Below are 17,481 nucleotides of genomic sequence, written 5' to 3'. Positions count from 1 at the left end.
ACATTTAATTGTATACTCTGAATTATCTTCCAATCTTTTTATCGCGGTATTGTTGTAATAATTTTTTGCTAAATTCCTCTTCGGCTTTTTTAAGTTTTAAAATTTTTACTGTCGGTAAAACTGTTTTTAAACTTGTAACAAATTTTTTTCTTAAAAGATGTAATTCCTCTTCTGTAGATTCCATTTGGTATAAGATTGTTGTTGCTTCTTTTTCACTCAAATTTTCATTATTATCAATTCTATCTTTGTAACTTTTTATTTTATCTTTTCTTAATTCCATTTGTTTGTCTTCAAAAGCATTAAACAAAGGCCAAAATTTGGCAGCTTCGTCTGGAGTTAAACTTAATTCGGTAGTAATATAAGCTACTTTTAGCGATTTTATTTGTTCTTTTTTCTCTTGAATACGTTCTTTAAATCTTCCTGGTTGTGCATAAGTTGCAAAAGAAATAAAAAGTATTAGCAATGTTATTAGTTTATAATTTTTCATAATCTATATCTTAATTTGTAATATAATTTTCTATTTCAGCATTATTAAAAAGTGCTTCTTCTATTGTTTTATCATCAATTGTTGTTTCAACTTCTATTTTGGCAATATCTTCTTTTTCTAATAATTCTATAATATCATCATCTAAAAGTGTAGAATTGTAAGCCAAATAATTTTCAATTTCGGTATTTTCATTTGTTTTAACATCTCTAAATTGATTTGCAATTGGTATTGATAATGACAAAACTAAAATTGCAGCAATTTTATAAAACCACCTTTTATTTCTGTCCCAAAGCGAAATTTCTTTAGGTTCTTCTTTATTTAATTCTGAAGTTATTTTATCAGAAAAACTATCAAAGTAATGCTCTGGAATTTTAAATCCAGTTTTTATTTTTGGTTCGTTATCTAATTTAAAATTCTTCATATTCATAAGACAAAATTTATTCTAAAAGGTTTAATTTGTATTCATATAATCTTCAATTTTTTTTACTGCATGATGATAAGATGCTTTTAATCCGCCAACTGTTGTACCCAAAATTTCAGATATTTCTTCATATTTTAAATCTTCAAAATATTTCATTTTAAAAACCAATTGTTGCTTTTCAGGAAGTAAATTTATTGCTTTTTGAAGTTTTAGTTGAACTTCATTTCCATCAAAATACTCATCAGCTTTTAAATTTTCTACAATTTTGCTTTGCATTGCCTCGCTAGTTGTACCATTTCGTTTTGCTTTGCTGTTAATAAAAGTTATAGCTTCGTTGGTTGCAATTCTATACATCCAAGAAAATAGTTTGCTATCTCCTTTAAAGCCATTTAAATACTGAAAAACTTTAATAAATGTATTTTGCAATACATCATCTGTATCATCATGATTTAAAACTATATTTCTAATATGATTATATAAAGGACGTTGATAATCATGCATAAGTTTTTGAAACGCAACATTTTGCGTTTTAGGGTTCAATAACTCATTGATGAAATCCTTTTCTTCTTGCAAAGTGACAATTTATCTATTGGAATAAAGATACAGGAAAAGGTTTAATTTAATCTTTTTTTGGTTAAAGTTTTTTCACTTCTTTCTAATTTATGGAATTGAAGGAGAAGCTACATTTGTAGAATCAGAAGTAGTTTTATAAACTGGTTTTTTGGGAACAATTTTAGGAAAAACAGGAACATAAATTTCAGTTATCCATTTAGAAGGTTGTTTTATTTCTTCAATTCCTTTAATGTAAACTTCAATAATTTGTTGTGAATTATTTTTAACTAGATTATTTTTTTCAATATAAGTGTTTGATAAAACCCATGCTTTTTGAGTATGTAAATAATCGCCAGTTAAAGTTGTTTTTACAGCTGTATAAGGTTTCATATTTACCCATTCAATATCGCTTCCAGAAGTAAAATGCAACGAGTCTTTTACAGGAATACAAACAGATAATGCAATTAAATCATTTGTTTTATCATACTTATCATATATAATAAATGGTTTTCCGTTCATAACTATATTATTCTTTTCAAAGAATTTTTTTAGTTTTGGAATCATTATTTTTAGATTTTTAGAAACACTTTTTTCTCTACAAACTACAGATTGCTTTAAATAAAAACCACCTAAACGATTTACAACTCCGTTTACTTTTATCGAATGAGTATTTATTTCATAATCTAAAGTTTTGTTTAAGTATTCTAAACTTTTTTCATATGTATCTGAAACAGTGTTATTAATTCCACCATTAAAAATAGCTAAAATTTTAGATTTAAAATCTAGTTTTCCTTTACTTCTAATGGTTACTTTTGTTCCTCCAATAGAATCTTTAAATTTCCACGAAATTTCAGAATCTTCACCATTAATAAACATTTTTTGAGAAATACTATCGTTTTCTTTTACAAAAAGTGTTTTTAAATTTCCATCACTATCATTTCCTTTCCATGAACAATAAGCACCTTTTCCAGAAGTTAATCCAGGATAAATAAATTGAATATTGTTATCTTCAATTATCCATGAACCAAAAGTTTCCCAGTTTCTATAATCATTAACATAATTGAATATTGTAGCTTTTGGAGTTTTAATTAATTTACTTCTTGTGATTTCAAAATTTGCTTTTTGAGTAGATACAAATACAGAAAGTCCTATAAATAGGAGAAGAATTAATAGCAAAAGATACTTAAGAATTCTCATTACAATTTAAGAATGATTGTGATGTAAAAATAGCAAAATAATGTTACCATTTAACGGATAATTACTGTAGAATTTTTTTTACAAAAAAATAGAACTGAATTCTAATGTTTAAAGAAAATTTTTATTAAAAAAAGAAGTAAAATAAAAAGTATAAAACCAATTAAAACCCAATAGCTTCCTTTGTAAAATTTCTTATGTAAATCTTTATCACCTTTATAAGCATAAACAATTGCAATTATAAATGATACAAGAAAAAAAGCAGCAAAAATCCATTGTCCTTTACTAAACATAGCTCTAATTTATTTTTCAACAAAAATAGTTAATTGTTTTTGATTAATGATTTGAAAAGTTGTTGCAAAACTTTATATTTTTAGAATCTAAAATAAATTAAAAAATGCAAAATAAACTTAATGCAGTAAAAGAGTTTCACACCGCATACTTATTGGGATATAGTGAAACTATGAAAGCAGATTTGGGTGAGCATAAAAACATGCTTCGCTATAATTTGATGAAAGAAGAAAACGAAGAATATCTAGAAGCAGTACAAAACAATGATATTGTTGAAATTGCCGATGCTCTTGGCGATATGCTTTATATTCTTTGTGGAACAATAATTGAACATGGATTGCAAGATAAAATCGAAGCTGTTTTTAACGAAATTCAGCGCAGTAATATGAGTAAACTTGGCGAAGATGGAAAACCAATTTATAGAGAAGACGGTAAAGTAATGAAAGGACCAAATTATTTTAAACCTAATTTTGAAGAAATTTTGAAGTAAAATAATTAGAATAAAAAAGAGCAATCTCTTTCAGAAAATTGCTCTTTTTAATTATTATTAAACTTCAACTGTCCAACCAAATGTGTCTTCGGAGAGTTTATATTGTATTTTTGTTAATTTTTCTTTTAACTGAATTGCAAATGAGTTTTCAATTTTGGGCAATTGATATTCTGTTCCTTGGTAAGAAAAAGCTACAATTGGACTTACAACTGCTGCAGTTCCTGCACCGAAAATTTCTTTTAAAGTTCCATTTTTGGCTGCATTTATTAATTCTTCAACAAGAACAGATCGAACTTCAACATTTATTCCATCACGTTTTGCCAAATCAATTAAACTCTTTCGAGTAACTCCATCAAGAATTCTTTCGCTGGTTGGCGCAGTATATAATGTGTCGTTTATTCTAAAAAAAACATTCATAGTTCCAGCTTCTTCAAGCTTGGTGTGAGTTGCATCGTCTGTCCAAATAATTTGTTGATAACCTTGCTCATTAGCTAGTTTAGTTGGATAAAATTGAGCCGAATAGTTTCCTGCAGCTTTTGCAGCACCAATTCCACCATTGGCAGCACGACTATAATGTTCTGCAATAATTACTTTTACTTCTCCCGAATAATAAGATCTTGCAGGCGAAAGTATTATCATAAATCTATATTGACTTGATGGTTGAGCAATAACTCCAGAACCAATTGCAATCATAAATGGTCTAATATATAGTGTGTTTCCAACACCTTTTTTTACCCAATTTCTTTCAATATCTAAAATCGTTTTTAAACCATCAATAAAAATTTCTTCTGGAACTTCTGGCATTGCCATTCTAATTGCAGATTTATTAAATCGACTAAAATTTTCATCAGGACGAAATAACCAAACGGCATTATTTTCATCCTTGTAAGCTTTCATTCCTTCAAAAATTGCTTGACCATAATGAAAAACTTTTGCCGAAGGATCAATCATGAATGGTGCGTATGGTTTTATTATTGGTTTTTGCCATGAGCCATCTTTAAAATCGCAAAGTAGCATGTGGTCTGTAAAAACATTTCCAAAAGCAAGATTTTCAAAATCGATACTTTCAATTTTAGACGAAGTTGCTCTTACTATATCGATTTCGAGAGTATTTTTCAAACTCATTTAGGTTGTATTTGATTAATAAAAATTTAAGTAAACTATTGATTTTTAATATGTTATAAACAAATAAAAATAATTCATCAATTTGTCATAAATTTTTTGCTAAAATACTATTTTTTTGAATATTTCATTAAACAAATTTTAATTAATTGTTTTAATAAATCTTTTTATCATTCATTCTAGATATTACTTAATAAAATAGGTTTTATTTAAAAAAAAAAGCTAGTTTTTAGTGTTTAGTTTTCAATATCTGATTATTTTTGTTGAATATTAAATTTACATTTTGAAATGAAAAAAATAATTTATAGTGTTTTTGTAATTTTATCTTTAGTGAGTTGCAAAAAAAATAAAGAGGTTAAATCAGATGAAAAGCAAATTGCTTATTCTAAATTTGGTGCTGTTATTACTGATGATAATGCAATTTCAAAAGAGCAATTATTGGATAAATATAAAACATTAAACGAAGGTGATACCATCAATATAAAAGTTGCATCTAAAATTGTAGATGTATGCCAAAAGAAAGGTTGTTGGATGAATTTAGAATTGTCAAACGGAGAATCTGCTTTTGTGAAATTTAAAGATTATGCTTTTTTTGTACCTTTAAATGCTGCAAAAAGTGATGCAATTATTAATGGAAAAGCTTTTGTAAGCATTGAAAGTATTGATGAATTGAAACATTATGCTAAAGATGCAGGAAAATCACAAGCAGCAATTGATAGTATAATTGCTCCAGAAACAACCTATTCATTTGAAGCTGATGGAGTTCTAATAAAAAAATAAAAATTAAAAATGAAAAAAAATACACTAATTATTGTAATGATATTGCTTTTTGGATATAATTCAAATGCACAAGAAATTTTAAAAAAATCTAAAACTGTAGCAATAAATACTGACGATTATGCTTCGTTTGGAAATAAATTTGCTGTTAAAAATGTTTTAAACGAAAATCAAATGTTAAAGAAATATAAATCTTTAAAAAATGGTGATTCAATAAAAGTGCAATTCAAATCTAAAATTAAAGAAGTATGCAAGAAAAAAGGATGTTGGATGCAAATGAATTTATCAGACGATAAACAATCTTTTGTAAAATTTAAAGATTATTCTTTTTTTGTTCCATTAAATGCTGACAATTCAGATGCGATTATAAACGGAATTGCCTTTGTAAATATTGTTAGTGTTTCAGAATTAAAACATTATGCTAAAGATGGTGGAAAAACTCAAGAAGAAATTAATAAAATCAAAAAACCAAAAACTACATATTCTTTCATGGCCGATGGCGTTTTAATAAAAAAATAATGAAAAAAACAATCCTGTTTTTAATTGCAATAAGTATCATTTCTTGTCAAAAAAAAGAAGAAAAAAAAGAGGATTGCGAAAAAAAAGAAACTACTGGTAAAGAAAAGAAGTTTGAAATGTATCAAATGTCTGAAATGTCTGCTTTGATGGAACAAATGTATGTTGACAACCAAAGATTGAAAGAGCGCATTAAAAAAGGAGAAACTATAGGTGAATTTCCAAATCATTTCATGCAAATTCATAAAGCTGTAATGACAGATGAATCTGAAAACGATGTGTTTTTTAAAGAACAAGCTGCCATTTTCATAAAAGCTCAAGAAATGATTTATCAAGATCCAAAAAATGCAAAAGAGCATTTTAATAATGGTATTGATGCTTGTATAAAATGCCATGAAGTAAAGTGTGGCGGACCAATTTCAAAGATTAAAAAATTGTATATTCAATAACCTTGAAACGAGAAATTCTTACTACAAATGATGGTTCTACAACCATACATTTACCCGATTGGAATGAAAGTTATCATTCTAAACATGGAGCAATTCAAGAAGCATATCATGTTTTTTTTAAAAATGGACTTTCGTTATTTGATAATAAACCAGTTTCAATTTTAGAAATTGGTTTTGGTACTGGATTAAATGCTTTTATCACTTTTATAGAAGCTAAAAAAGAAAATCAAAAAATAGATTATGTTGGAGTAGAAGCTTACCCAGTTTTGTTGGATGAAGCTTTGCAGATGAACTATGTAAACGAATTAAATGCAACCAATGAAAATGAAGTCTTTACAAAATTTCATCAATGCAGTTGGAACGAAAAACATACAATTTCTAATGATTTTTTATTAACCAAAAGACAACAATTATTTCAAGATATTTCAGATGTTGATACTTTTGATTTAATATATTTCGATGCTTTTGGATTTAGAGTTCAACCTGAATTGTGGTCGATTGAGATTTTTAAAAAAATGCATACTGCTCTAAAATTAAATGGAGTTATTGTTACTTATGCTTGTCGTTCTTCAATAAAAAAAGCAATGCTAGAATGCGAATTTACTGTAGAAAAACTTCCTGGAGCACCAGGAAAAAGAGAAATGCTTAGAGCTACAAAAAAATAAATTTGGCAATATTAGCTAATTATTAAACAAACAATTTTTTATTTTCATCCTTCATATAATCTAGAATTTTAATCTAGATTGACTTTTTTATATGTGAATTTTATAACTTTCTTCAAAAGTTTTATAACTCTATTAGTTCTTTAAAACAGACCTTTATAATCTGAATATAAAAATAAATTTATTTCTATTTATAATAGGCAAACTTATGCAAACCAAGAAAAAACATATTATTATGCCCAAAAAAAGTGATGCAAAGAAAAAAACTGATGCATCAAACTCTAAAACAAAATCAAAATTTTCTAAACAAGGACTTAAAAAAGATTTAAACGAGTTTGGAGATAATGATTCATTTTAATTTATAAATATATGACAACTAACCAAACACAAAATTTATTTATTGTAGAAGATAATCCAGAATCGGCATTAAAACTTCATCAGTTTCTTGCTACTAGATTTGGAACAATATTCAATATTTTTACTTTTTCTGATTCAGTAAAAGCATTAGAAAAAATTGATAAAAACACAACAATTGTAGTTTTAGATTATGATTATTTTGGAGAAAAAGGCAACAAAATATTAAAATTTATTAAGACCATAAATCCTAATACTAAAGTTATAATTTTATCCAATCATGATGATATTGGTGCAAAAATAGAGTCTTATAAAAATGGAGCTACCGATTTTATTGTAAAAGACACAGTAACTGAAAAAAAATTAGATTCTAAAATTTTTTCAATTATATCTTATTCATCCAATTATTTGCAATTAAATTATACAGTAACACAGTTTTTGTTTTATGTGCTTTTTTTATGTTTTCTAATAGGCGTTTTCGTTTTTGTTGCTATGCAAATATTTCATTGATTGGATTAGATGTTTTTTTTTATAAAGTTGATTATATAAGTTATAAATGTTGCAACTTATTAATAAAGTTATGTAATATTTATTAAAGGTTTCCCATATAAATTTGTGCTTAAGAATGTAATACTTAATAAAGTTTTATAGATGGAAGAAAATAAGATTGTTCAAGAAATAATAGAAAACAATATAGATTTTAATCTTAATGTTAATACTGTTAATGTTAGTGTTATTGGAAACAATGTTACACTTAAAGGTATAGTTTACTCTAATGAAGAAAAAGATCAAATTGAAAATATTGCATGGAATGCTTATGGCGTTAAATCAGTAAGCAATCAACTTTCTATATATAATGAAACTACAAATAAAAGATTTTATAATTCACTGATATAAAAAAATATAACAATTTAGAAATGAAAAATGAAACCCATAACTTTAGAAAACTACATATCAATTCTAAAATTGAAAAAAGTAAATCTAATACTAATTGCAATGTATATTTAGATGAGTTAGTTAGAATTTACAATGAAGAAAAAAGTTTAAATGCAACTTTGCCAACCAAGATTAAAAATGAGAATAATCAAGAAATAATTGAAGCATTAACAACTCATTTAATATTTACTCAAGAACATTTATTAAGATTAGAAGATTTTTTCGAATCAATAAATTATAAAATAAATAATTAAATAAAAAAGCATGATACCAAAAATAGGAATCACAGAAGCCAATTTGCAAAACAGTACAAAATTATTGACAGTTGTATTATCTGACGAAATGACTTTATATATAAAGACTAGAAAGTTTCATTGGAATGTTGCTGGACAAAGTTTTATGGAATTACATAAATTATTTGAAGTACAATACACAGATTTAGAACAAGTAATAGACGAAGTTGCAGAACGAATAAACAAACTTGGTGCAAAAACTATTGGCACAATGAAAGAGTTTAGCGATAATTCTCGGCTAAAAGAAAATCCAAATAAATATCCAAATCAAAATGGTATGATGGCAGAATTACTTTCAGACCATGAAACCTTAATTTGTGAATTGCGAAAAGATATTGACATTTGCACAGATACAAATCATGATGCAGGAACAGCCGATTTACTTACAGGAATTTTACAACAGCATGAAACATTTGCCTGGATATTAAGAAGATATTTAAGTTAACAAATAAAAAAAGCAATCATGATTAGAACAGCAAAAGCACATTGGTCTGGAAATTTAAAAGAAGGTAAAGGAAATCTGTCAACACAAAGTGGCATATTAGAAACTACAAATTATAGTTTTAAAACTAGGTTTGATGAAGGAGAAGTTGGAACAAATCCTGAAGAATTACTTGCAGCAGCTCATGCAGGTTGTTTTACTATGGCAGTTAGCTCAATGTTAAATCAAAAAGGATTTACAGCAACTAACTTAGATACAGATGCAAAAATATCAATGGAAGGATCGATCATAACTGGTATTCATTTATCAATTACTGGTCAAGTTCCCGAAATTACTTCTGAGGAATTTGCAACAATAACTAAAGATGCAGAAAAAAATTGTATAATATCTAAAGCATTAAGTATTACAATAACATCTGAGGTTCATTTGATATAAAATAAAACTGTAGCTTAAAAGCAAGATGTAAATTATATAACTATTTTTAAAAATTTTATAACAAATCATTATCAATATTTATAGAAATTTACTTCAAGAAAAAAAGGTATTAATACAAGAAAAAAAGGTGTTAATAATAATACCAACAAAATAATAATCAATATTATTTAGTCAAGAGAAGAACCAGTTCACCATATTAAATTATGGTACTAACAAATAATATTGATCTATTATAGATAATAGATTGCCTTAAAGTTAAGTTAACTTTTGTAAAGCTAAATCGCATAGAATATTTGAATTGCCGTAAGAAAGCATTATCATATAAGCTTGGTGAAATAGTTTAAACCAAATTTTAAAGAAACTTTATTGGCAATCTTTTTTAAATTTATATTCATACAATTATGAAAAACACTTATTTTAATATTGAACGATTATTTGAACGATTAACACTATTTGTAACCCAAATATTAGGAAACTCAATTACATTTTTAATTGCATTTTGTATGGTACTATATTGGTGGTCTACAAACCTTTTTACATCTAATGATGCACATCAAAACATTGGAGATATTATTTTTGGAATTACTTTTTTGAGTTTATTTATTATTCAAAAATCATTTAATAGACATACAGCATTAATACATTTAAAAATGAATGAGCTTATTTCATCTCATGAAACGGCAAATAATGCTGTTATGGATACAAGTGATAAAACAGAAAGAGAGATTACTAAACTTCATGAAGAATATATTGAAATGATAGAAAGTGTTGAAGAAGAAAATGAAGTTGAAATTTCTGAAAAAGATAATAAATAAGTATTTTTTTTTATTAAATTTAAATGTAGCTATAATCATATAAATAAAAAATACAAAATTCAATGTTTTCAAGGAATTTGTTAATTATATAAATGCAATCAACAAAATTAACTTATAATTTAACTTTTGTATTTAATATTTTTTTATTTTTGATGTAATAAAATAATATTTTATTAAGTTCTTTTGAATGTCCTATTAAGTCTAACCAAATTAACTGATTTTATGTCTAGATTAATTTATGACTACACTAAGTCTGTCTTAGAAAGAGTGAGTTTCGACTCTAAACTTTTTTTTAAAGAATTAGAGAAAGCTGTAAAAATGCTATTGCCTTATGAAATTGATCAACTAAAAGAATGGTTGCTTACTTTCACAAGTGAAAAACCAGAATTAAGACAATGTTTACTGATTTTCAACAAATAAAACTAAAAGGAACTTAAACGGTTCCTTTTTTTAGTTTCTATACTTAGGGTTTTTTAATTTATAAATGTTTTATAGATATATTAAAAACTTTAATTCTTGTGTTATTATAAGTTTTGTCTTATAATAAATATTAAATAATGTATTTAATCGATTTAATATGTATTTAAACGATTGATTGTATTGCTGTTTTAAGATTTAGTTTTAATTTTACTAAACGTTCTACAATAAGATAACCCTAAATCTTAATTTATTATGCCGAGAATGATCTACGATTACACAAAAGCTACGTTAGAAAACGTAAGTTTTGATCCAAATCTTTTCAAAAAAGAATTGAGAAAAGGAATAAAGAACCTAACTGATTATGAAATTGAATTATTAGGCAAATGGTTGCTTTATTTTACTTCCAATAAACCCGATTTGAAAATTTGTTTAACTGAGTTTAGTTATTGTTTTAATTTAAAAGGAGTTTGTTAACTCCTTTTTTTATTTTTAACAATTTTTGGACTAACAATTTGAACATTATTAAATACAATTGCACCTTATAATAACTCTGGCAATTGTAGTTCTTAGAGCATCAATAATATGAATTTTCAACTCAAATTATTTCAAACCTATAATTGGTTGTTTTTTGGTTTTCTTTATTTTATAATTTGTGTTAGAGCAAGTTTTTTCATTTTTTCAGAAACTATTGATTATTATATCAATTGTGTTGAACATCTTTATTTTCATGAAAATTTGGAGATGTTTTTGCTAAAAGAAAATGATTTGAAGGATGTAATTATTTATTTATTTGGTTCTATGGTATTTATAATTCAGTCGATTAGGTTAAAATAAATAAAATGTTTTTTATTGATCTATATTTGCGATATTTGTATATCACAAAATAATTAATTAGAAATAGTATGGGAATGAATAAAAATACCGTTTTTGGCTGGGCTACATTTATTATGATAATAATGGGTTTAATACTAATTGCACTTGCTGCTTTTAGATATGACGAGACTGCAGGTTGGGGTTTTGGTGCAACTGGAGTTGGTTTTTTGGCTAATGCATGGGTTTTTAGTTCACTAAAAGGTAGGGTTTAATTTTTCTTTTTGTGTTTCCATCGTTTGTGTGTCCATAAATAATATTCTGGTTGATCATATATTTGTTGTTCAACTTTTGCCATAAATGCTTCAGATAATTTATAATCTTCAATAGAATTTATATCTTCTGTCATCACTTCAAAACTAGCTTCATAATAACCACGTTTTAGCTTTTTTGTTCTCAAGAAAATCACATTCAAGTTGTATCTTTTTGCTAAAGATTCTGCACCAACATGAATCGGAGTTTCAATTCCCATAAAGTGATGCCAATTTAAATTTTTAGACAATCTCGGTGTTTGATCACTTGCAAATCCATATACTGCAAGAACTCCATTTTTTGCATTTTCTTCTATTGTTGATTTGGTTTCTTTGGTTGTAATTAAATAAGCTTTAAATTTAGAACGAATATCACGAACTAATTTATCAAAATAATCATTTGCAATTTTTTTATAAATTCCATATCCTTTAAAAGTGATATAATTATTCATTGATAAAACCCATTCATAACTAGCATAATGTGCACAAACTAATGCTATACTTTTTCCTTTTTTTTCTAAATCTAAATAAACATCAAGATTTGAAAATTTAAACCTTTCATCAATTTGTTTTTGAGTTAGCGACATAGTTTTTATCATTTCTAAAAACATATCACACAAATGAGAATAGAATTTTTTTTCAATAACAATTCTTTCTTTTATTGATAAATGCGGCAATGCCAATGCAATATTTGCTCTAACAGTTTTTTTTCTGTAACCCAAAATAGTATAAACTAGAATGTAAATCCCGTCTGAAAGAAGGTATAAAATCCTAAAAGGAAGTATAGAAATGAACCAAAGAATAGGATATAAAAGTATAAATAATAGAAATTGCATTCTTATTTTTTTATGCAAATATACATTTTAAAGTAATTTTATTGATTTTGTTTAACAAATGCTTAGAACAATTCTTATTTTTACTAAAATTATTTTTTTATGGATATGAATATTTTTCTAATTGGTATCATTGCGGCCAATATTATTTTTAGTTTAAAAGGTTTTGATGACATTTCTTTTTTTAGAAAATTTGAATTTCATGTTGGTAGTATTCGTTCTGGAGAACAAATCAGGATGGTTTCATCGGCTTTTTTACATGCAGATATTCCGCATTTGGCTTTTAATATGTTAACATTATATTTTTTCGCTCCATATGTATATGAAAATCTTGGAAACTTACCATTTCTATTAATTTATCTTGCCAGCTTAATCTTTGGAAGTTTATTAACTATGATTTTTCATAAAGATGATTATAGTTATCGAGCAGTTGGAGCATCTGGAGCTGTTACCGGAATTGTTTATTCGGCAATATTATTAGAATCTAGAATAATGATTTATGGATTTATTCCTGGATATTTATTTGGAATAATATATTTACTATATTCTATTTATGGAATGAAAACTAAAAATGACAATATTGGTCACACGGCTCATTTTGGCGGAGCAATTGGAGGATATGCTATTACTTTGCTAGAGCAACCAACTTTATTTTCTAATAATTTAATGACCGTTTTGATATTAGCAATTCCAATTGTAATATTATTTGTAATGGCTAAACAAGGAAAAATATAACTGGCACAACTTTTGAAATTATAAATTAAAATTAAATTATTGTATTATGAAAAAATTAGTATTAATAACATTAACATTATTTGCAACAATGTCACAAGCACAAGAACAAAAGCAAATTCCGCAAGTATCTGTAACTGGCGAAGGAAAAATTAAAGTAAAACCAGACCAGGTTGAAATAAACTTTGGCGTTGAAAATCTTGGTAAAGATGCTCAAGAAGTAAAAAAACTTAATGATGAAAAAGTAGATAAAGTTGTTAAGTATATAAAGAAATTTGGAATTCCATTATCTGATTTTCAAACTACAAACGTTACTTTAAATAGAAATTATGATTATGATAAAAAGAAATATAACTATCAAGCATCACAAAATATTTCTATTTTACTGAAAGATGTTTCTAAATATGATGCACTAATGATGGGTTTAGTTGATAACGGAATAAATAATATTAGTGATATAGAATTTAAATCATCAAAAATTGAAGAACATAAATCAGAAGCTAGAAAAGCAGCAATGAGAGATGCTAAAAAGAAAGCAGAAGATTATGTTTCAGTTTTAAATCAAAAGGTTGGAAAAGCATTATTAATTACTGATAATCCAACAAATTATTTTCAGCCACAACCAATGTATAAGAATATGGCAATGGCACAAGATGCCTCGTCTGAAGCACCACAAGAAACTCTTGCTGTTGGTGAAATTCAAGTTGTTACAAATGTTTCTGTAAGTTTTATGTTAGAATAAAATTGCTAAATTGATATAAAAAAATTACCGTTTCAATTAATTTTGAGACGGTTTTTTTATTTATATTTTTTTTAAAGTTGATTTAAGGCAAAAAAAAGGATGCTAAATTGGTAGTGATTGTTATAAAAATTTAGCTTTCAATTCAGGTGTTGGAATCATGCAACTTTCTTTTTTTCCATACCATTTATAGCGATTTTTAGCAATATAATCATATATAAAACTCGAAAAAATTCCAGTAAACTTAATGTATTTGAAATATTTGTGCCAACTTTTTAATGAGGAAATAATTCTTAATATCGCTTCTCCTTTATAATAATAGGCAATACCTGGTTCATATAATAAAATACTATCAATTGTGTTGTTTTTTATGCCAATATGATTTATAATTTGTTGTCCTAAATCAGACTGTAATGCAACAAATCTAAAAACATCTTGACTATCATGTTTAATAATAAATTGAACAGACGAATCACAAAGGTTGCAAACACCGTCAAAAAGTATAATTTTTTTATCTTTTGGTAATCCTTCCATTAGTTTTACTTTAAAGGTTCAACAAATTCTAAAACTTCTAAACTCACTTTGGATGTAAAAACACCATAGTTTACTACTGCTTTATTTTTTTCAATTTTATCTAATGTTCCAATTGCTTTTCCGTCAAACATTCTAACTCTATCACCGATTTTTAATACTACTTTAGGTTTTATAGGTATGATAGAAGCTTTTAGTTTCTTTTCTTTCTTTTCAACGCGAATTTCTTCAACCTTAACAATAACTTCTTTTTCAACTTGTTTTTTTATGACTTCTTTTGCAATTTTTTCTTTAGCAGATATTTTTTTTCGTTTGCTGTTTTCAATTTCAACCATTTTTAAAAACTCACCAAGCAATGTTTTTTTGTCTTTATTATTGAAATAGGTTTCAGATATATCATCAATTTTTTGTCCGATATAGATTAACCTTTGGTTGGCATCATACAATTCTTGATAACGCTCTAGTTTATCTTTTATTTTTATATTAATGGCTTCCATTTTTTTTCCTTCATCACGAGCTTTGCTTTCTTCTTCTTTTAAATTTAAAGAAGTTTTTTCCATCTTTGAACGCTCTTTTTGTAGCGTTGCTATGGTTTTGTCAAAACGTATTTTTCCGCCTTCAATTTTCTTTTTTGCACGATTTATTAATCCATAAGGAATACCATTTTTTTGTGCTACTTCAAAGGTAAACGAACTTCCTGCTTGACCAAGTATCAATTTATACATTGGTTCTAATGATTTTTCGTCAAATAGCATATTGGCATTTGATGCAAATGGCAATTCATTAGCAAGGATTTTTAAATTAGAATAATGAGTTGTAATAATCCCAAATGCATCTCTATGATAAAATTCTTCTAGAAAAGTTTCTGCCAAAGCACCGCCAAGTTCAGGATCAGAACCAGTTCCAAACTCATCAATTAAAAATAAAGTTTTAGAATTACATTTTTTCAAAAAGTAGTTCATGTTTTTGAGTCGGTAACTGTATGTACTTAAATGATTTTCAATAGATTGATTGTCGCCAATATCGGTAAGAATTCTGTCAAATAAAAAGGTTTCGCTTCGTTCATGAACTGGAATTAGCATACCACTTTGCAACATCAATTGTAACAATCCAACTGTTTTTAGAGAAATTGTTTTTCCGCCAGCATTTGGACCAGAAATTACAATTATCCTGTTTTTTTCATTAAGTTCAATAGTTTGAGGATAGGTTTTCTCGTTTTTTTCTGAATTATTTAAAAATAGAATAGGATGGTAGCAATCACGAAAATACAACCTCTTTTCTTCAATTATTTTTGGCAATAAACCATTAATTTTATTGGCATATTTTGCTTTTGCAGCAATTACATCTATATCGCTCAAAAATTCTTGATATTGTTTTAGTAATTCCAAAAAAGGACGAATATCATTAGACAATTGTTTTAAAATTCTAATAATTTCTTCACGTTCTTCATATTCTAAATTGTTTAATTCTCTTGAATATTGTAATGTTGTTTCGGGTTCAATATAAGCAATACTTCCAGTTTTGGAATTGCCCAAAATTGAACCTTTTACTTTTTTTCTATACATTGCTAAAACTGCTAAAACTCTACGATTTTCAACAAAACTTTCTTTGATATCATCTAAATATCCCAAGGAATTATATTGACTCATTGCAATGCCAAAACTTTGATTTACTTTGCCACGAACAACACTCATATCTCTACGAATATTGATTAAATCAGGCGACGCATTGTCTTTTATAACTCCATATTTATCTACTACTTCGTCAATTTTTTGAATTATGAATTTGGTATACTCAACTTGAATTGCTTTTTCGTTTAGCTTTGGATAATATTCGTTGAATTTTTTAAGAAATAGCAATAATACATTAACCGTTTCCGACAAAGTAGCCATTTTTCTAAAGCTTGAAACTTCTAGAAAACTATCTTCAATGCCAAGCATTTTTATATCAGTTGCAATGTTTTCAAAACCGTGATTTGGAATTGCATTATTATTACTAAACGATGATAAATATTCAGATGTTTGAAACAAGCTATTCATCAAAATCGATTTATCACTAATTGGGATTATTTCTAATGCTTTTTGTTTACCAATTTCAGTATTGCAAATGGCAGAAATGGTTTGCAAAATGGTATTGAATTCTAAGTCTTTTAATGTTTTGTCTGTAATTGTAATCATTGTTTTTTATAAAAAATCAAAGTTACAAAGTTTCAAAGTCAAAATCTATATTTCTATAGGTACTTTATAAAAAACTTTGCGAACTTTGTATTTAAATTATTTTTATGCAAATCAATTTAAATTCAGATTGGGATTTACTTTTAAAACAAGAAATTCAAAAAACTTATTTTCATCATTTGATGCAAATGGTTGATGAAGAATATCAAAATCAAGTTTGTTTTCCTCCAAAAGAACTGATTTTTAATGCTTTTGATAAATGTTCTTTTGATGATTTGAAAGTAGTAATTATTGGTCAAGATCCTTATCATGGCGATGGAGAAGCCAATGGTTTGTGTTTTTCTGTAAACGATACCATTAAAATTCCACCTTCATTGAAAAATATTTTTTCAGAAATTAATTCACAATTTGACTCTGTATTTTTTCCATCGTCAGGAAATTTAGAACGTTGGTCTAAACAAGGAATTTTATTATTGAATTCTAGTTTGACAGTTAGAAAAGACCTACCAAATAGTCATAAACATTTAAAATGGAATCTTTTTACAGATGCTGTGATTAAGAAAATATCTAATGATAAACAAAATGTTGTTTTTATGCTTTGGGGTAACTTTGCTCAAAAAAAAGCTTTATTAATTGACAATTCTAAGCATTTAGTTTTGCAATGTGGTCATCCATCATTTGCTGGTGTTCATAAA

The 17,481-nt window shown here is 26.3% G+C and carries 27 protein-coding genes; 18 read left to right on the top strand and 9 right to left on the bottom strand.

From position 1 onward, the window contains the following. Positions 1-22: 22 nt before the first annotated feature. The 5 genes from ACH2BO_RS03125 to ACH2BO_RS03105 all read right to left on the bottom strand — a co-directional run bounded on the left by ACH2BO_RS03125 (position 23) and on the right by ACH2BO_RS03105 (position 2,947). Complete coding sequence (locus ACH2BO_RS03125) at positions 23-487, bottom strand: sensor of ECF-type sigma factor (RefSeq protein ID WP_395043300.1); 465 nt, start codon at positions 485-487, stop codon at positions 23-25. A 10-nt stretch (positions 488-497) separates the two neighbouring features. Then, entirely contained in the window at positions 498-908 is a 411-nt protein-coding gene (locus tag ACH2BO_RS03120) for a hypothetical protein (RefSeq protein WP_395043299.1), read from the bottom strand. 30 nt (positions 909-938) lie between these two features. Then, entirely contained in the window at positions 939-1,481 is a 543-nt protein-coding gene (locus tag ACH2BO_RS03115; protein ID WP_395043298.1) for an RNA polymerase sigma factor, read from the bottom strand. 87 nt (positions 1,482-1,568) lie between these two features. Beyond that, the gene (locus ACH2BO_RS03110) at positions 1,569-2,657 is read right to left on the bottom strand and encodes a GyrI-like domain-containing protein (RefSeq protein WP_395043297.1); all 1,089 of its coding nucleotides are present in this window, start codon (positions 2,655-2,657) and stop codon (positions 1,569-1,571) included. Between the two features lie 101 nt (positions 2,658-2,758). Further along, positions 2,759-2,947: a hypothetical protein gene (locus ACH2BO_RS03105; RefSeq protein WP_395043296.1), complete on the bottom strand. Its 189-nt coding sequence runs from the start codon at positions 2,945-2,947 to the stop codon at positions 2,759-2,761. A gap of 104 nt (positions 2,948-3,051) precedes the next feature. Between ACH2BO_RS03105 and ACH2BO_RS03100 the strand changes: the two genes are divergently transcribed. After that, positions 3,052-3,435, top strand: coding sequence for a hypothetical protein (locus tag ACH2BO_RS03100; protein ID WP_395043295.1), 384 nt, complete (start codon positions 3,052-3,054; stop codon positions 3,433-3,435). Positions 3,436-3,492: 57 nt separating this feature from the next. Here ACH2BO_RS03100 and ACH2BO_RS03095 read toward each other — a convergent pair whose 3' ends face one another. Further along, entirely contained in the window at positions 3,493-4,560 is a 1,068-nt protein-coding gene (locus ACH2BO_RS03095; protein ID WP_395043294.1) for a branched-chain amino acid aminotransferase, read from the bottom strand. Positions 4,561-4,845: 285 nt separating this feature from the next. Between ACH2BO_RS03095 and ACH2BO_RS03090 the strand changes: the two genes are divergently transcribed. From ACH2BO_RS03090 to ACH2BO_RS03025, 14 genes are all read left to right on the top strand, one after another. Next, positions 4,846-5,337, top strand: coding sequence for a DUF4920 domain-containing protein (locus ACH2BO_RS03090; protein ID WP_395043293.1), 492 nt, complete (start codon positions 4,846-4,848; stop codon positions 5,335-5,337). 9 nt (positions 5,338-5,346) lie between these two features. Then, positions 5,347-5,853: a DUF4920 domain-containing protein gene (locus tag ACH2BO_RS03085; RefSeq protein ID WP_395043292.1), complete on the top strand. Its 507-nt coding sequence runs from the start codon at positions 5,347-5,349 to the stop codon at positions 5,851-5,853. Further along, a complete protein-coding gene (locus tag ACH2BO_RS03080) occupies positions 5,853-6,299 on the top strand; it encodes a hypothetical protein (protein WP_395043291.1) in 447 nt (148 codons plus the stop codon). Before ACH2BO_RS03085 ends, ACH2BO_RS03080 begins: the two co-directional genes overlap by 1 nt. A 2-nt stretch (positions 6,300-6,301) precedes the next feature. After that, positions 6,302-6,964 (top strand): tRNA (5-methylaminomethyl-2-thiouridine)(34)-methyltransferase MnmD, encoded by a 663-nt coding sequence (gene mnmD / locus ACH2BO_RS03075; RefSeq protein ID WP_395043290.1) that lies wholly within the window; start codon positions 6,302-6,304, stop codon positions 6,962-6,964. 205 nt (positions 6,965-7,169) lie between these two features. Next, entirely contained in the window at positions 7,170-7,319 is a 150-nt protein-coding gene (locus ACH2BO_RS03070) for a hypothetical protein (RefSeq protein WP_395043289.1), read from the top strand. 11 nt (positions 7,320-7,330) lie between these two features. Beyond that, positions 7,331-7,825 (top strand): response regulator, encoded by a 495-nt coding sequence (locus ACH2BO_RS03065; RefSeq protein WP_395043288.1) that lies wholly within the window; start codon positions 7,331-7,333, stop codon positions 7,823-7,825. Positions 7,826-7,966: 141 nt separating this feature from the next. Next, positions 7,967-8,212, top strand: coding sequence for a BON domain-containing protein (locus tag ACH2BO_RS03060; protein ID WP_395043287.1), 246 nt, complete (start codon positions 7,967-7,969; stop codon positions 8,210-8,212). Between the two features lie 20 nt (positions 8,213-8,232). Next, a complete protein-coding gene (locus tag ACH2BO_RS03055) occupies positions 8,233-8,505 on the top strand; it encodes a DUF892 family protein (protein WP_395043286.1) in 273 nt (90 codons plus the stop codon). A gap of 10 nt (positions 8,506-8,515) precedes the next feature. After that, a complete protein-coding gene (locus ACH2BO_RS03050) occupies positions 8,516-8,989 on the top strand; it encodes a Dps family protein (RefSeq protein ID WP_395043285.1) in 474 nt (157 codons plus the stop codon). 18 nt (positions 8,990-9,007) lie between these two features. After that, positions 9,008-9,421, top strand: coding sequence for an OsmC family peroxiredoxin (locus ACH2BO_RS03045; RefSeq protein WP_395043284.1), 414 nt, complete (start codon positions 9,008-9,010; stop codon positions 9,419-9,421). Positions 9,422-9,822: 401 nt separating this feature from the next. Next, positions 9,823-10,236 carry a low affinity iron permease family protein gene (locus tag ACH2BO_RS03040; RefSeq protein WP_395043283.1) on the top strand — a complete coding sequence of 138 codons (414 nt, stop codon included), beginning with the start codon at positions 9,823-9,825 and terminating at the stop codon, positions 10,234-10,236. Positions 10,237-10,458: 222 nt separating this feature from the next. After that, on the top strand, positions 10,459-10,656 hold the full coding sequence (locus ACH2BO_RS03035) for a hypothetical protein (protein ID WP_395043282.1): 198 nt from the start codon (positions 10,459-10,461) through the stop codon (positions 10,654-10,656). A 261-nt stretch (positions 10,657-10,917) separates the two neighbouring features. Next, positions 10,918-11,130 (top strand): hypothetical protein, encoded by a 213-nt coding sequence (locus ACH2BO_RS03030; RefSeq protein WP_395043281.1) that lies wholly within the window; start codon positions 10,918-10,920, stop codon positions 11,128-11,130. Positions 11,131-11,558: 428 nt separating this feature from the next. After that, the gene (locus tag ACH2BO_RS03025; protein WP_395043280.1) at positions 11,559-11,741 is read left to right on the top strand and encodes a CAL67264 family membrane protein; all 183 of its coding nucleotides are present in this window, start codon (positions 11,559-11,561) and stop codon (positions 11,739-11,741) included. Here the strand turns inward: ACH2BO_RS03025 and ACH2BO_RS03020 are convergent. Continuing rightward, positions 11,738-12,613, bottom strand: a complete 876-nt coding sequence (locus ACH2BO_RS03020) for a lysophospholipid acyltransferase family protein (RefSeq protein WP_395043279.1) — start codon at positions 12,611-12,613, stop codon at positions 11,738-11,740. The genes ACH2BO_RS03025 and ACH2BO_RS03020 overlap by 4 nt on opposite strands. A 105-nt stretch (positions 12,614-12,718) precedes the next feature. Here ACH2BO_RS03020 and ACH2BO_RS03015 point away from each other — a divergent pair, with 105 nt between their 5' ends. Both ACH2BO_RS03015 and ACH2BO_RS03010 read left to right on the top strand, forming a co-directional pair. After that, positions 12,719-13,345, top strand: a complete 627-nt coding sequence (locus ACH2BO_RS03015; RefSeq protein WP_395043312.1) for a rhomboid family intramembrane serine protease — start codon at positions 12,719-12,721, stop codon at positions 13,343-13,345. A 46-nt stretch (positions 13,346-13,391) separates the two neighbouring features. Beyond that, positions 13,392-14,084, top strand: coding sequence for an SIMPL domain-containing protein (locus tag ACH2BO_RS03010; RefSeq protein ID WP_395043278.1), 693 nt, complete (start codon positions 13,392-13,394; stop codon positions 14,082-14,084). A 120-nt stretch (positions 14,085-14,204) separates the two neighbouring features. Here ACH2BO_RS03010 and ACH2BO_RS03005 read toward each other — a convergent pair whose 3' ends face one another. Together ACH2BO_RS03005 and ACH2BO_RS03000 are read right to left on the bottom strand one after the other, a co-directional pair. Beyond that, the gene (locus tag ACH2BO_RS03005; RefSeq protein WP_395043277.1) at positions 14,205-14,615 is read right to left on the bottom strand and encodes a thiol-disulfide oxidoreductase DCC family protein; all 411 of its coding nucleotides are present in this window, start codon (positions 14,613-14,615) and stop codon (positions 14,205-14,207) included. A gap of 5 nt (positions 14,616-14,620) precedes the next feature. Further along, positions 14,621-16,789 (bottom strand): DNA mismatch repair protein MutS, encoded by a 2,169-nt coding sequence (locus tag ACH2BO_RS03000; RefSeq protein WP_395043276.1) that lies wholly within the window; start codon positions 16,787-16,789, stop codon positions 14,621-14,623. Positions 16,790-16,893: 104 nt separating this feature from the next. On the opposite strand from ACH2BO_RS03000, the gene ung reads away from it, so the two are divergent. Further along, on the top strand, positions 16,894-17,481 hold a 588-nt coding region (ung, locus tag ACH2BO_RS02995; RefSeq protein ID WP_395043275.1), incomplete at its 3' end, for a uracil-DNA glycosylase.

The sequence above is a fragment of the Flavobacterium sp. genome, from assembly GCF_043773265.1.
Lineage (GTDB): Bacteria > Bacteroidota > Bacteroidia > Flavobacteriales > Flavobacteriaceae > Flavobacterium.
This window is presented reverse-complemented; position numbering and strand designations above follow the sequence as displayed.

Excerpts from the sequence above, each read along its gene's own strand:
- ACH2BO_RS03125 (WP_395043300.1), bottom strand. The coding sequence starts at position 487 with ATGAAAAATTATAAACTAATAACATTGCTAATACTTTTTATTTCTTTT.
- ACH2BO_RS03120 (WP_395043299.1), bottom strand. The coding sequence starts at position 908 with ATGAAGAATTTTAAATTAGATAACGAACCAAAAATAAAAACTGGATTT.
- ACH2BO_RS03110 (WP_395043297.1), bottom strand. The coding sequence starts at position 2,657 with ATGAGAATTCTTAAGTATCTTTTGCTATTAATTCTTCTCCTATTTATA.
- ACH2BO_RS03105 (WP_395043296.1), bottom strand. The coding sequence starts at position 2,947 with ATGTTTAGTAAAGGACAATGGATTTTTGCTGCTTTTTTTCTTGTATCA.
- ACH2BO_RS03100 (WP_395043295.1), top strand. The coding sequence starts at position 3,052 with ATGCAAAATAAACTTAATGCAGTAAAAGAGTTTCACACCGCATACTTA.
- ACH2BO_RS03095 (WP_395043294.1), bottom strand. The coding sequence starts at position 4,560 with ATGAGTTTGAAAAATACTCTCGAAATCGATATAGTAAGAGCAACTTCG.
- ACH2BO_RS03090 (WP_395043293.1), top strand. The coding sequence starts at position 4,846 with ATGAAAAAAATAATTTATAGTGTTTTTGTAATTTTATCTTTAGTGAGT.
- ACH2BO_RS03085 (WP_395043292.1), top strand. The coding sequence starts at position 5,347 with ATGAAAAAAAATACACTAATTATTGTAATGATATTGCTTTTTGGATAT.
- ACH2BO_RS03080 (WP_395043291.1), top strand. The coding sequence starts at position 5,853 with ATGAAAAAAACAATCCTGTTTTTAATTGCAATAAGTATCATTTCTTGT.
- ACH2BO_RS03070 (WP_395043289.1), top strand. The coding sequence starts at position 7,170 with ATGCAAACCAAGAAAAAACATATTATTATGCCCAAAAAAAGTGATGCA.
- ACH2BO_RS03065 (WP_395043288.1), top strand. The coding sequence starts at position 7,331 with ATGACAACTAACCAAACACAAAATTTATTTATTGTAGAAGATAATCCA.
- ACH2BO_RS03060 (WP_395043287.1), top strand. The coding sequence starts at position 7,967 with ATGGAAGAAAATAAGATTGTTCAAGAAATAATAGAAAACAATATAGAT.
- ACH2BO_RS03055 (WP_395043286.1), top strand. The coding sequence starts at position 8,233 with ATGAAAAATGAAACCCATAACTTTAGAAAACTACATATCAATTCTAAA.
- ACH2BO_RS03050 (WP_395043285.1), top strand. The coding sequence starts at position 8,516 with ATGATACCAAAAATAGGAATCACAGAAGCCAATTTGCAAAACAGTACA.
- ACH2BO_RS03045 (WP_395043284.1), top strand. The coding sequence starts at position 9,008 with ATGATTAGAACAGCAAAAGCACATTGGTCTGGAAATTTAAAAGAAGGT.
- ACH2BO_RS03040 (WP_395043283.1), top strand. The coding sequence starts at position 9,823 with ATGAAAAACACTTATTTTAATATTGAACGATTATTTGAACGATTAACA.
- ACH2BO_RS03035 (WP_395043282.1), top strand. The coding sequence starts at position 10,459 with ATGTCTAGATTAATTTATGACTACACTAAGTCTGTCTTAGAAAGAGTG.
- ACH2BO_RS03030 (WP_395043281.1), top strand. The coding sequence starts at position 10,918 with ATGATCTACGATTACACAAAAGCTACGTTAGAAAACGTAAGTTTTGAT.
- ACH2BO_RS03025 (WP_395043280.1), top strand. The coding sequence starts at position 11,559 with ATGGGAATGAATAAAAATACCGTTTTTGGCTGGGCTACATTTATTATG.
- ACH2BO_RS03020 (WP_395043279.1), bottom strand. The coding sequence starts at position 12,613 with ATGCAATTTCTATTATTTATACTTTTATATCCTATTCTTTGGTTCATT.
- ACH2BO_RS03015 (WP_395043312.1), top strand. The coding sequence starts at position 12,719 with ATGAATATTTTTCTAATTGGTATCATTGCGGCCAATATTATTTTTAGT.
- ACH2BO_RS03010 (WP_395043278.1), top strand. The coding sequence starts at position 13,392 with ATGAAAAAATTAGTATTAATAACATTAACATTATTTGCAACAATGTCA.
- ACH2BO_RS03005 (WP_395043277.1), bottom strand. The coding sequence starts at position 14,615 with ATGGAAGGATTACCAAAAGATAAAAAAATTATACTTTTTGACGGTGTT.
- ACH2BO_RS03000 (WP_395043276.1), bottom strand. The coding sequence starts at position 16,789 with ATGATTACAATTACAGACAAAACATTAAAAGACTTAGAATTCAATACC.